A 13,483-nucleotide genomic window follows, 5' to 3' on the forward strand; every position below is an offset into this window, starting at 1 on the left:
ACGTGATTTGCAACATAGGCCGCCGAAGATTCTCGGACGCGCACCGCCAGGACAGTCAGCTAAGCAGTTTCAACAACCTGGCTCCGTAACGAGACCATATTTCCTTATATATACGGGTTCTCCACGCCATAGATGTTCGCGTCTCCGCGACAGTCCCGGGATTGCATCTCCGCTCAGCGGGCGCAGGACTCAATCTTAGGTCGAGACAACTGGTCGTCGCCGACAGGTTGACGCCTTGAGATTGAATGACTATTCATTATTTGCAGGAGTCGATGAGAGGATTCGTATGAAGAGCGTGCTGATCGCGAATCGAGGAGAGATTGCCTGTCGTATCTTTCGTACCTGCGAAGCGCTCGGCCTTGAGAAACTGGCCGTGTATTCGGACGCGGATGCGGAGGGCCAACATGTCCGGATGGCCGATCGCGCGGTTCGCATTGGCGAAGGGCCGCCCACGGCGTCGTACCTCAACACAGCGGCTGTCCTCGATGCAGCCGAGGCGCTCGGCGCAGACGCTATTCACCCGGGGTACGGATTCTTGTCCGAAAACGTCGAGTTCGCCGCCGCTGTGCTCAAGGCCGGGCATATCTGGATCGGTCCCGGTATTCACGCTATGGAGGCGATGTCCCAGAAGGTTCGCGCGCGTGAGTTGATGCGAGCAGCCGGCGTCCCCGTCGTGCCCGGATCCGAAGCGTTGGGCGAGATCGATGACGCGCTCCGTCGGGCTGCGTCCATGGGCTACCCCGTTATGGTGAAAGCGGCCTCGGGCGGGGGCGGAATCGGTATGTCCATCGCTCACACCCCCGACGACTTGACGGCGGCCCTCGAGACCACTCGCAGTCGCGCGCAACGCTTTTTCGCCGGTGACGCCGTCTATTTAGAGAAGTACATCTCCCGCGCCCGTCACGTCGAGGTACAGGTCCTGGGGCTCAACTCCGGCGCTATCGCAGTCGTTGGTGATCGAGATTGCTCGGTGCAGCGCAGGCACCAGAAGGTTCTCGAGGAGGCACCGTGTTCGATCCTGACTTCCGACGAACGAACTCGGCTATACGAGATTGCAAGGGCGGCGGCGGCGCAGGTTCAATACCGCGGCGCGGGGACGATCGAGATGATCCTTGACCTAGATAGTCGGGATTTCTACTTCTTGGAGATGAACACGCGCCTTCAGGTGGAACACCCCGTGACCGAGTTGGTGAGCGGGCTGGACCTCGTGGAAGCGCAGATTCGGATCGCAGCCGGCGAGGATCTCGACCAGGATCTCCTCGAGCAGGCGGGTCGCGGTCACGCTATCGAGTTCCGCGTGTACGCAGAGGATCCGGTGCGCTTCCTGCCTGGGCCAGGACGAATTTCACGATGGGATCCACCAACGGGCCCCCATCTGCGGATTGACAGCGGCTACGCGAGAGGCGACACCGTATCGACCTTCTACGACCCGCTCATGGCGAAACTTTGTGTCCATGCGCCCGATCGAGTTACTGCCCTTGAACAACTAACGGCTGCAGCGAGCGCCTTCAAGATCGAAGGACCGAAGAACAATCTCGACCTGGTACGCAGGCTGGTTGACCAACCACAGTTCGCCGCCAACGACCACGACACGAACCTTCTCGGGCAGATTAGCTAATGCCGCAGGCACACGGATCTAAACTCTGCCTGGCAACCGCTGGTCACATCCACACGTATGAGCGCGCTGGCAGAACCACCCAGTCGCTCCTCGTCGGTGGATCTTCCCCACTAGGAGCAAGATCCACCGAACAGAAACTTCGATAAAGAACGAGGCCTCACGCCTCGGCCGAGACGGCAACTCCGCGCAGGTCCGGGTAACCATTCGCCCGCTGGCTGACGCCAGAGACGTTCGGGGCGACAGCCGTTGCCTGGTGGATCATGCATATCGGAATCAGGTGCGGCGGATTCGCGACCCACGCATCCATGTACTTCTCGTACGACGCTTTACGCTCCGCAGGGTCCAACGATCCGGCCCCTTCGGCCCCATACGTCAGAAGATCTGGATATTCGACGTCGCCTACGTTGAACAGTGCAGTGGGGCTGATGTACCGCGAATTGATGACATCCGGGTCGTTGATCCCGGTGAGAATCGTCGCGAGCGAATCAACCGACTGCGTTTCAGTTAACTCATGCACGATTTGGTTGGACGGCATCGGCACCAATGTCACGTCGATATTCACATCGGCGAGCTCATCCTGTATGACCTCGCCCAATTTGGTGTAGATCGTGACGTTCGGTGTGACCGTAGAAAGTTCCAGACTGGAAACGCCTTCGTCTTCGAGGATCTGCTTTGCCTGCTCCGGGTCGTATCCGAGCACGTCCAAGCCATCCCCGACCTTGTCGCTGTACCCAGGGCTGGATGACGGGAACGGCTGAATCTGCGGCGTGCAATAACCGTCGTACAGCCCCTGCGAGATAGCTTCCCGGTCAATCGCCATGTTGAGCGCCTTGCGCACCTCGGGATTGTCGTATGGCGCCTTCCCAGCGTTCACCAGCAGGTAGATGAACTGCGAGCTCGGCGCGACAATTGGCACGAACCCCGACGTCGACATCGTGTCGATTTGCTCGGCATTGATGTAAGCCCCGTCGAGTTCGCCGCTCTTGAGCGCATTGATCCGGGTTTGATCATCGGCCATGAAGTGATACGTCATTGTCGCGACCCGTTGCGCTTCAGGGTCCCAATATCCGTCAGTCAACTCGAAGTCAACACTGGTGCCCGTGATGATCTCCGATGCCACATATGGCCCGATTCCAGCTGGCTCATCTGTCAACGTGCCACTGGACACGGCGGCGGGCGAAACCATAATCCCGCCGCGGTTCGCCAGGGCCGTCACCAGCGGGCCGACAGCTCCCGACACGGTGATCGTCACGGTCAGTTCGTCAGCGACGTCGACCGACTCGATCTGATAAAGCTCTCCGCTCAAGGCGCTGCCCTCGCCGCGCGAGCGATCCAGATTGAACTTGACCGCGTCCGCATCGAAAGGCGTGCCGTCGGAGAACGTCAACCCCTCCCGTAACGTCAATGTCAGCGTTTTCCCATCAGCGGACGGCTGATAGTCGACCGCCAGCATCGGCTCGATCTGGCCGTCGAGGTCTTCGCGCAGCAACCGGTCGTACACGGGCTCGTAGAAGTTGATATCCGCGCCGTTGGTGCTAGAGATCGGATCCCAGTTGGTCGGGAACGAACTGAACCCCCAGTCGAAGTGGCCCGACTCGTCGTACTCGTCGGCCACGGGCACGGTGTTGCTGTATGGCGAGTCATCGGGCGATGAGGATCCGCCGCTTGGTGCACCCCCGCAACTCGCCAGCAATAGGCTCGCTCCCAGCAAACCTGCAACGATCCCTGTGCGCTGTCGCATTTCTGTTCCTTTCATACCGCCCTGCCCTACAAGTCAGGTTCGGGCTGAGGGGAACGGTATTACGTACGGATTGAGTATGCAATACCTGGTGCATGAATCACGCGTCCGAGCGAGAAATTCGACCGAGGGCCCGCACCTGCGCACTCGCGTCGGGGCGTACCTCTACCGCATCTGCGGTTCAGGTCGAGGAGACAGACTCTGGCGTCTTACGGCGCGCACGGCCCCGCACCAAGTCGACGACACCGACCAGGCCAGAGATCACCATCAGCGCGGCGATCCCGATGTAAGCGACGACGAACGCTGTGTCGTAGCCACCGCTCTGCAGGCCAATAAAGTAGATCGCAGTGATGATCGCGATGCCGATCGCAGTCCCGATCCGCTGACCAGTCTGCATGATTCCGCCAGAGCTGCCGGCGTACTCGACCGGCACCTCGGCGAGCGTCAAGGTCTGATTAGGGCTGATCACCATGCCTTGGGAAATGCCGACGAAGGACATCGTCAGTAACAGCCACCACGCGCTCAGACCGGTGGAGTGATGCAGCAGCACGACAACAATCGACGCGGCCACGCCGACCAGGGCAACCCCGATACCCGCGACCACCATCTTGCGGCCGTAGTTGAACACTATCCGGCCGGTGATCAGCGGGACTATCGCTGCGAAGATCGCCGATGGGACCCCCATCAGGCCGCTCGCGAGTGCACTGAACCCGAGCCCGTTTTGCAGGTATAGCGCGTTAATCACCCACAGGCACGGCAAGCCGAGGAAGAAGGTGCCGGACAACGCTGCGCCGTACGAGAAGCTGGGCGTACGGAACAGATCGAGGTCGACCATCGGCGCGCCACCACGACGTGCGTACCGCCTCTCCCAGCGCACCCAGATCCATACGGCGGCAAACCCGACGACGAGTAGCGCGTAGATCCATGCTCCCCAACTCCGCTCGAGGAACGGCAGCATGATCAGCAGGATCGCGGCCGCGAGAATAACGGTGCCGACAGGGTCGTAGTCAACTTTCGGCCGAGCGCCGGGCGCGGCACCGACAGATTTCGGACCTACCCAGGCACCCTTCGGCAGCCAGTGTCGGCCCACAAACATCGCGATGACGGCGATCGGGACGTTAATCAGGAATGACGCCCGCCAGCCCCATTCCTGCCCGAATCCCAGCACTAGCAGCCCGCCGAGCACCGGTCCCACAGCTACTGACACACCGACGACGCTGCCGTAAGCGCCAAACGCGACGCCGCGCGCCTTACCCGCGAAGAACTGCTGAATCATGCCCACCGTCTGCGGACTGAGTAAGCCAGAGCCCAACCCCATCACGATTCGCGCGATGTTGAGCACGAGCGGCGTTGGGGCCAAACCCGAGACCAGCGACCCGAGGCCAAACAACACGAGGCCGGCGATGAACAACTGACCGCGGCCGAGCAGATCTCCGGCGCGGCCGGCCGCGACCATCACGATCCCGAACGCAAGCGTGTATCCCGACAGCACCCATTGGATCGCGGAGTCAGAGGCACCGAGTGAATGCTGCATGCTCGGGAGCGTGACGTTCACGATCGAAATGCTCAGCAGCGACATGAACAGCGGAACCAGGATCGCGACCAGTAGTTTCCGCTGTTCGGACGTCATCCTGAGCGCTCCAACCGTCGATGTAATCCCCGATACAGGAGATCACACCACCAACCAGCGAACCGCTGCTACGTCGTGCTGACGGCTACGCCGTTCATGATGGCTTGGACAAGGTCATCGGCAAAACGTCGATGCTCGGTCCGGTATCGCGTTGTACGACGTCGCGGCGGCAGGTAGTTGAAATGCATCGAGACCGCACCCACCGCCATCTCCGACACCATGCTTGGGGAGACGCCCACCCGCACCTCCCCGCGCTCGATGCCCCGGATCGTGACCTCGCGAAGCGCACGCGAGCGATCTCGATACGCCTCGTCCAGCAGACGGGCGAAATCATCGTGCGCCAGTCGTTCGGCAAGGATGCGTTGCATCAGCGGCCCTTTGTCTGTCTGCCACCAGGCAACCTGCGAATGCACAACAGCGGAGATATCACCGCGGAAGCTACCCGTGTCGACCGCTACCGGGGGCTGCGCGTCCAGTAAGGCTTCGGCAATCAGGGATGGCTTATCGCGCCAGCGACGGTACACCGCAGGCTTGCCCACCCCAGCGGCGCGCGCGACCGCTTCGAATCCGAAGCCGATCCATCCCCCAGACATAAACACCGCGCGAGCGCCCTCGAGTACAGCAACATCAATCTCGGGGTCTCGGGGTCTACCGGCGGCTCGCGGTGGACTCACATCTCCTCCTCATCGCCGACGTGGCCTTGCACCCGGCCAACTCCGCACATGACGCCACTACTGCCACCAGACCGGGCGCTGCCGGCGCCATTGCACGCCGATCACCGCTGTGCGGATTCAGCGGGGTCTACCCCGAACGGCGAGTACGGAGTGGATTTCAGCATGGGGCCGTCGTCGCAGAACTCCTCGGCACCCTTGCCCGGGACCGGCATGATTCCTTCGCCATCGGTTTCGACCATCCAATGTGCGTGCCCCATCTGATGCACCGAGAAGCACGCCTGCAGGGCGCTGGAGAACCCCTGTATGTCCTGACTCTGGTTCACCTGCTCCTTGACCATCAGCGCAGTTGCCGGGTTACGGCGCGCGATCCGACGCGCGAAGGCCAGGGTGTCCTCATCGAGGCGATCGCGAGCGAATACCTTGTTCACCATGCCGAGTTGGAGCGCTTCTTCCGCTCCGATGCCATCGCCAGTCAGCAACAGCTCCTTGGCTTTGCGCGCACCGAACTCCCAGGGGTGCGCAAAGTACTCAAGCCCACACATCCCCAGCCGCGAACCGACGGGATCGCAGAAGAACGCGTCGTCGGCAGCGACAATGAGGTCGCAGCACCAGGCGAGCATGAGGCCGCCAGCGATGACCGGGCCCTGGACCGACGCGATCGTAATCTTGCGGAGGTCTCGCCAACGTCGCGTGTTGTTGAAGTAGTAGTGCCATTCCTGCAGCCAATTCTTTTCAACGCCATTCTTGGTCCCGCCGCGCATCGCCAGCGACGGCTCGAAGCCATCACCCGGCTCACGTTCGGCAACCGCTGCGCTGGAACCGAGGTCATGCCCCGAGGAGAACGAGCTCCCCTCTGCCCGCAGCACAACCACTCGCACTGCGTCGTCCGCCTCGGCAGATAGCAGCGCTTTATCGAGTTCGACGAGCAATCCCCTGTGCTGGGCGTTGCGCTGACGCGGTCGATTCAGCGAGATGATCGCGATCTTGCCTTCGTCTGTCGTCTGGTAAGTAATCCACTTGAGATCGTCCACGAGATTCCTCCATTGCTCGGCGTTTGGAATTCGCACTCGCGTGTACCACTCCACACCATGGACGCCGCGAACTCCAGAGCAGCACTTGGCTAGCGCCGCACTTGACACTGGTTTCAGCAAGCAGTTACGTTACGCGAACCGTCCGAATTAACAATCCGACACCGTCCGCAGCATTAAGCGAGGCCAACGATGCATGTCCCCACGCCCACCGACGAGGCGATCGCGCATTGGACGAGTACCGGCGACTGGGTCGACGAGCTGCTAGACGGGTACCTGGCCCGCGCTGCCCGCGAGATTCCGGATTCGCCAGCGGTCATCCGCAACGACGTCACGGTGACTTTTGGCGAGCTCGACGCCCAGGTCACCAAAGCGGCCGCGATGCTGCAAAGCTGCGGAGTGCTCCCTGGCGAGGTTGTGACCTGGCAACTGCCGAACTGGATCGAGGCGATTGAGCTTCACAACGCGGTATTGAGGTGCGGGGCGATCAGCAATCCCGTGGTTCCGATCTATCGCGAGCGCGAACTCGCTTTCATCCTCCGTCAGGCAGAATCCCGCGTGCTCGTGGTCCCCAGTTACTTCCGGAAGTTCGACTACGGTCAAATGGGCGCGAGGCTCCAGGCAGACATCTCCACATTGCAGACCGTCATCACCGTCGGCGATGGCCCGACCGCGAACAAGGCTGCGATCGACTACAAGTCGGCGTGTATTAACGCGTCCGGTCAACCCGATACGGTCGCACGCGACGCTAATCAACCCGCGTTGTTGCTCTTCACCTCAGGGACGACAGCGAATCCCAAAGGCGTCGTCCACACTCACAACACCCTCGGATACAAACTGCGCAACGAAATCGCTGTGTGGGACCTGACCAGCGATGATGTCATCTACATGCCTTCTCCAGTCGGACACATCACCGGAATCAGCATGGCGGCATCCCTTCCGCAGATGATTGGTGCGCCTGCGGTGCTCCAAGACGTCTGGTCGGCCGAGGAAGGCGTCGACCTCATCGAACGTTATCGCTGCAAATTCACAATGGGGGCTACGCCGTTCCTTCACGGCATCCTCACCGAATCTGAGAAACGCGGACTATCGACCAGCAGCCTGCGACTGTTCGTGTGCGGCGGCGCAGAAGTTCCGGCGGGGCTTGTTCGCGACGCTAGTGATCGGCTCGATTGCTTTATTACCCGCGTTTGGGGCTCCACTGAGTTCCCCCTGCCGACAGGCTGCGCCCCCGGAGACCCCGTGGCGAAAGCAGCTGAAACGGACGGGCGACTCTTGGGTGCCGAAAGTATTCGCATCATCGCGCCCGACGGAAGTGAACTCGGGGCGGGCGAGGCTGGGGAGGTTCAGGTAACCGGCCCCGAACTCATGGTCGGGTACTTGGACCCCGAGCTCAACGAGTCCGCGTTCACCTCCGACGGATGGTTCCGTTCCGGGGACCTCGGTTATCTCGACGATGACGGATACCTGACGATCACGGGCCGCATCAAAGACATCATTATCCGTGGCGGCGAGAACATTAGCGCCAAGGAAGTAGAGGACCTGCTCTTCGAACACCCGACCGTCGACGAGGTTGCTGTCGTGGGCAAGCCCGACGACGTCATGGGCGAACGCGTCTGCGCCGTCGTCGTGCCGGCACACGGCCAACAACCCGACCTAGGCGACTTGGTGACTTTCTTGCGCGCCGAGGGCATCGCGAACCAGAAACTTCCTGAACACCTCGTCATCGTCGATGATCTCCCACGCACAGCGAGCGGCAAGATTCAGAAATTCCAGCTTCGTCAGCAGCTGAAGGGCAAGTAAATGCAGATTCAATACACCTCTGAAGAGGAACGCTTTCGGCAGCAGATACGCGACTTCCTGCATGCCAACCTGCCCGCCGATTGGCAGGGAGTCGGCGCTTTGAGCGGTCGCGCGCACGAACAGTTCAACGAACAGTGGCGGCGCACGATTCTGGACGCTGGGTACTTGGGATACGCCTACCCCAAAGAGGTCGGCGGCAGCGGATTCAACGCGATCGAGAAAGCGATCGTGCAGGAGGAGTTCCTGTTGGCCGGCGCACCGCTGGCCCCAACCCGGAACGATTTCTCCTTCCTCTCTTTGCTCGGACCGACATTGCTCGAATGGGGTACTCCAGAGCAGAAGGAGTTCTTCTTCGCGAATGCGTTCAGCGGCGCACACCAGTGGGCGCAGGGGTACTCCGAGCCCGAGGCGGGAAGTGATCTGTTCAGTCTTCGCACGCGTGCAGCCCTCGACGGCGATACCTGGGTGATCAACGGGCAGAAGATCTGGACGACCGCGGCCAGTACAGCGAACTGGCTGTTTGTGCTATGCCGTACTGGCGAACCGAATAGCGGCGGTAAGGGAATTTCGTTCCTACTCGTTCCCGTCGATCAACCCGGTGTCGATGTACGTCCGATCAAGACGATGACCGGAGATGCCGAGTACTGCGAAGTGTTCTTCGATAGCGCTCGTACGGACGCGAAGAACATCCTTGGCCCGGTCAACAGCGGAGCCAAAGTCGCACTCACCCTGCTCGGCTTCGAGCGCAGCGCGTCCGCTGTAGCAGCAGCGGTGGGACACCGCATCGAGCTGATCAGGCTGCTCAAACTTGCGCGCAGTCGCGGCTGCCTCGAGGACATGACGATCCGGGATCGGTTCGCTTCCATGCTCCAATCCGCGGAGATACTACGTTTCGTCGCCCTTCGGGTAGTGACGATCGAGTCAACGGGCAATGCCCCCGGCCCCGAGTCGTCATTCATGAAACTGTTCGTATCGGAGTTCCATCAGAAGTTGCTTGAACTCTCGGTCGACGTTCTCGGAAGCGACGCTGTCATCCACGACGGACCTGGGCACTCAGTCCTCTTCGGCGCCGAACCGCTCGGCACCCCGAATGACAACGCCGTATGGCTGGATAACTTCTATATGTCGCGAGTGGAGACGGTGTACGGCGGGTCTAGCCAAATCCAACGCAACACGATCGCAGAGCGCGTTCTCGGGCTCCCTCGCTAGCGACGTCGGACAACTCCCTCAACTTTCGACCAGATTGGCATCCCAGATGCACTTTGACCTCACCCCCGAACAGTCCGATTTACAGTCGATGGCGAGGGACTATTTCGCCCGAGAGGTCACTCTCGGTGCGGCACGCGCGACCCACGACAACCCCGAGTTTTGGGATCGTGGAGCCTGGATGCGCCTCGCCGATATAGGTTTCACGGGCATCGCGGTCCCGTCGGACGTCGGTGGCGGGGGCGGCGGCATCGTCGAACTCGCAATCATTCTGATGGAAAGCGGCCAGGTTGTGGCGTCCCAGCCATTACTGCCAGCCGCTGTCGCCTCCGTTATGGTGCAGCGCTGCCAGGGTGCCGCGCGCGACCAGATCCTTCGTGACCTCTGCGATGGCACGCGTGTCGCAGTAGCGACTCTTGAGCATTGCGATCCGCAGTATTCTGGCGATCCAGCGATCACACTCGCCGATGGCGTCGTCACAGGCGTTGCGCCACAGGTTATCGACGGCGCGCGTGCCGACCTGCTGGTGCTCCCCGTGTTGACCGATGACGGCACTGCGATTGCAGCCGTCTCGCTAGATCAGGGCGCGACCGGGGTGCAACCGCGGGAGTCAACTGACCCGACCCGCCCGGTCGCTGACATCACGTTCACAAACGCAGCGGCCACCGTCCTTGCGACAGGTCCCGACGCGACGAACATTCTGCAGTTCTCGCGGTCAACGGCGTGGACGCTGCTGGCCGCCGAATCGCTTGGTGTTGGTCAGGCGAGCCTCGACAGGACCGTTGATTACGCACGTTCACGAGCCCAGTTCGGCAAACCGATCGGGAGCTTTCAGTCCTTAAAGCATTTGATTGCTGATGTGTTCGTCGGTCTCGAGTCCGGCTGGCCAGCGACCTTCTACGCTGCTGCAGCGCTCGACGCAGACCTTGCCGAGGGACCGTCTTCGGCCAGCGTAGCGAAGGACTACTGCGCCGAGGCGGCGTTCCGAGCTGCCGCGACCGCGATTCAGGTGCACGGTGGCATCGGATTCACGTGGGAGTCGGACTGCCACCTGTTCTTCAAGCGCGCAACGGTAAACCGCGCAATCCTCGGTGTGGGGCCAACGCACCGCAGAAACCTCTTGGACACGTTGTTAGCGGACTTGAAGATCTAGGCTCGAGAGGTTGCTGAGGCGCGACGTGCCAGGATGGGTTCAGGCCATGCTCTGAGGGAGACGGCACCTGGATAATCCGCGTGCTCACCTACGGAGCCTGCTTGAACCGACGCCCGCGACGCCAGGAGCCCGACACGTGGATTCCCATCAGCCGACCTCCCCCGAGATGCTGCTCAGCTCGGATTCCGACCATGAGGGCGTACCACCGTTCCGGGAACTAGTTTCGATCGAGTCCTACGGCGCCGAGCGTTTCCGCGGCGTTAGCCCGCTGCACTGGCCCGGGCATCGCGTGTTTGGTGGCATCGTCGCCGGACAAGCGCTGCAGGCCGCCGGCCACACGGTCACCGGCCTGCGGCCGCATTCGATGCACGCGTACTTTCTGCAGATCGGGCGTCCAGAGATCCCGCTGGACTACGCAGTCACCCGCGTTCGCGATGGTCGTAGTTTCGCCACGCGATCGGTCGAAGTCACGCAGGCCGGTTCGGTCATCTTCACGATGCTCGCCTCCTTTCACCGCACCGAACCCGGCGAGCAATATCAACTACATCGCGCGGCGGACGTAGCCGTGCCCACGCACGATGCACAGAGTCCTCAATCGGTACTCCCGCACCTCGAGGTTCTCGACGACCTGGACGTACAGGACGTCGGGGCAACCGAACCCCGCGACGATGGCACGTTCGCCTCCACTCGACGGATGTGGTTGCGTGTGCGTGAGGACCTACCGGACGATCCGCTGCTACACGCATCGATCCTCACGCTGATGTCGGATATGGGAATGGTGACGGCCGCGCGTCCACCGGCGATGTGGCGCGACAGCCGCCCGACGATGGCCGCGAGTCTCGATCACGCGATGTGGTTCCACCGTGACATTCGGGTCGACGACTGGTTGTTGTACGACCTGCATTCGGTTTCGGTGGCGGGCTCGCGGGCACTCGCGCGCGGGGTTATGCATGCCGCGGGCGGCGACCTCGTGGCCTCGATCACCCAGGAAGCTTTGATTCGCACCTCACGGGAGTGACACTCATGGCCGAGAAGATTGACTTCAAGAAGAGTCTCGCGAGCTATCACGGACGTCGGGGACAATTCGCGATTGTCGACGTACCCGATCTGCGTTACCTCATGATCGACGGTCACGGCGATCCGAACACCTCGCAATCGTTCACCGGCGCGCTCGAGACGCTCTACCCGATTGCCTACAAACTGAAGTTCGCCAGCAAAACCGAGTTAGGACGCGATTACGTCGTCCCACCGCTGGAAGGATTATGGACGGCGCCGGACCTGGCGGCGTACACCACGGACCGCGACAAATCCCGCTGGGACTGGACCGCGATGATCATGGTGCCTGAGTGGATCACCGCGGATATGTACGATTCCGTCCTCGCGCAGGTCGCCGGTAAGACTCCCCCGCCGCGAATCAACGATCTGCGGCTGGAAACGCTGTCCGAAGGGCGATGCGCGCAGACCTTGCACGTCGGCGCCTTCGACGACGAAGGCCCCGTTCTTGACGAGATGCACAACCGGTTCATTCCGGATGCTGGATATCGCTTAGCGGGCACCCATCATGAGGTGTACTTCAGCGATTTCCGCAGAGTCGCACCCGAACGAATGCGCACCCTGCTGCGCCAACCTGTCACACCGCGTGATTTATCTCGGGTCAGTGCACCGACTGAGAGTTAGTTGATAGTTGCGGTGCCACGGTCGATCACGATGTCACCGTCAGCATTAGCCGTCCGGTAGCGCACACTCGAGCCGTCAACCCACATAGAGACGGTGATCGACTCACCCGGGATGATCGGTTTGGTGAAACGCCCCGACATCGATGTGAACCGGGACGGATCCGAACCAGCAACGGCGTGCAGCAACGCACGACCGGTGTAGCCGTACGTGCACATCCCATGCAGGATCGGCTTGTCGAAGCCGCCTCGACGCGCGGCCGCCGGGTCTGAGTGCAGCGGATTGCGATCCCCGGTCAGCCGGTAGAGCAGCGCCTGATCGGTCGGCGTCGCATAGGTGACGACGTGGTCGGGATCGCCGGTTGGCGCTTCCCAGCCCGCATCACCACCGCGTTCGCCGCCGAATCCGCCGCCGCCCAACACGAACATTGCCATCTCGATCGTGGCGACGTGCGCTCCGGAGAGATCGTGCGCGATGGTCTCGACCTGCACCAGCGCGCCGGCGCCCTTGTCGAACACGCCGACGATCTTGCTGACGCTCTCCAACTCCCCGGAGACCGTCAGCGGCTGATGCAGGGTGAACGCCTGTGTCGCATGCAGCGTCTTGGCGGTATCGACGTCCGCCGGCAATAACCCACCGACCGCGCCCGCAGCGGCGACGTTAATGAAGGTCGGCAGCACCAACTGTTGTACGTCGACCGAGTTCTCTGTGGTGAACTCCAACTCGTCGTAGGGGTCGACTTGTCCCGCGCCGACACCGAGCGCGTAGAGCAGTGCATCCTTCGAGTCCCACGTGGTGCGGACCGGATCACTAGTGCGTCCAATCAACGATGAATCGATGGGCATACGTTCCTCATTTCTTCGCGAACCGCGGCGTTGACTCCGAAACTGGATGGCGGTTGTCTGGCGAGCAACTGCCGGAGACAACCCACGGCAAACCTTAGGTCACACCCGATCCCA

Annotated in this window: 11 protein-coding genes; 6 read left to right on the plus strand and 5 right to left on the minus strand. The window is 61.6% G+C overall.

The features are described 5' to 3' along the window. The first annotated feature begins 286 nt into the window (after positions 1–286). A complete protein-coding gene (locus E1H16_RS15730; RefSeq protein ID WP_134324874.1) occupies positions 287–1,618 on the plus strand; it encodes an acetyl-CoA carboxylase biotin carboxylase subunit in 1,332 nt (443 codons plus the stop codon). Between the two features lie 157 nt (positions 1,619–1,775). Here E1H16_RS15730 and E1H16_RS15735 read toward each other — a convergent pair whose 3' ends face one another. From E1H16_RS15735 to E1H16_RS15750, 4 genes are all read right to left on the minus strand, one after another. Continuing rightward, complete coding sequence (locus E1H16_RS15735) at positions 1,776–3,359, minus strand: ABC transporter substrate-binding protein (protein WP_166741801.1); 1,584 nt, start codon at positions 3,357–3,359, stop codon at positions 1,776–1,778. Between the two features lie 178 nt (positions 3,360–3,537). Continuing rightward, entirely contained in the window at positions 3,538–4,986 is a 1,449-nt protein-coding gene (locus E1H16_RS15740) for an MFS transporter (RefSeq protein ID WP_134324876.1), read from the minus strand. 68 nt (positions 4,987–5,054) lie between these two features. Further along, positions 5,055–5,660: a TetR/AcrR family transcriptional regulator gene (locus E1H16_RS15745; protein ID WP_134324877.1), complete on the minus strand. Its 606-nt coding sequence runs from the start codon at positions 5,658–5,660 to the stop codon at positions 5,055–5,057. Between the two features lie 101 nt (positions 5,661–5,761). Continuing rightward, the gene (locus E1H16_RS15750; RefSeq protein WP_134324878.1) at positions 5,762–6,691 is read right to left on the minus strand and encodes an enoyl-CoA hydratase; all 930 of its coding nucleotides are present in this window, start codon (positions 6,689–6,691) and stop codon (positions 5,762–5,764) included. A 189-nt stretch (positions 6,692–6,880) separates the two neighbouring features. On the opposite strand from E1H16_RS15750, the gene E1H16_RS15755 reads away from it, so the two are divergent. The 5 genes from E1H16_RS15755 to E1H16_RS15775 all read left to right on the plus strand — a co-directional run bounded on the left by E1H16_RS15755 (position 6,881) and on the right by E1H16_RS15775 (position 12,527). Continuing rightward, positions 6,881–8,491, plus strand: coding sequence for an AMP-binding protein (locus E1H16_RS15755; RefSeq protein ID WP_134324879.1), 1,611 nt, complete (start codon positions 6,881–6,883; stop codon positions 8,489–8,491). Further along, complete coding sequence (locus E1H16_RS15760; RefSeq protein WP_134324880.1) at positions 8,492–9,700, plus strand: acyl-CoA dehydrogenase family protein; 1,209 nt, start codon at positions 8,492–8,494, stop codon at positions 9,698–9,700. 46 nt (positions 9,701–9,746) lie between these two features. Then, positions 9,747–10,850 carry an acyl-CoA dehydrogenase family protein gene (locus E1H16_RS15765; RefSeq protein WP_134324881.1) on the plus strand — a complete coding sequence of 368 codons (1,104 nt, stop codon included), beginning with the start codon at positions 9,747–9,749 and terminating at the stop codon, positions 10,848–10,850. Between the two features lie 136 nt (positions 10,851–10,986). Further along, positions 10,987–11,868 (plus strand): acyl-CoA thioesterase, encoded by an 882-nt coding sequence (locus E1H16_RS15770; RefSeq protein ID WP_134324882.1) that lies wholly within the window; start codon positions 10,987–10,989, stop codon positions 11,866–11,868. Positions 11,869–11,873: 5 nt separating this feature from the next. Beyond that, positions 11,874–12,527, plus strand: a complete 654-nt coding sequence (locus E1H16_RS15775) for a GyrI-like domain-containing protein (protein ID WP_134324883.1) — start codon at positions 11,874–11,876, stop codon at positions 12,525–12,527. Here E1H16_RS15775 and E1H16_RS15780 read toward each other — a convergent pair. Beyond that, a complete protein-coding gene (locus tag E1H16_RS15780) occupies positions 12,524–13,369 on the minus strand; it encodes a MaoC family dehydratase (RefSeq protein WP_134324884.1) in 846 nt (281 codons plus the stop codon). The two genes, E1H16_RS15775 and E1H16_RS15780, sit on opposite strands and share 4 nt — an antisense overlap. Between the last annotated feature and the right edge of the window lie 114 nt (positions 13,370–13,483).

This window comes from Cumulibacter soli, assembly GCF_004382795.1.
GTDB lineage: Bacteria > Actinomycetota > Actinomycetes > Mycobacteriales > Antricoccaceae > Cumulibacter > Cumulibacter soli.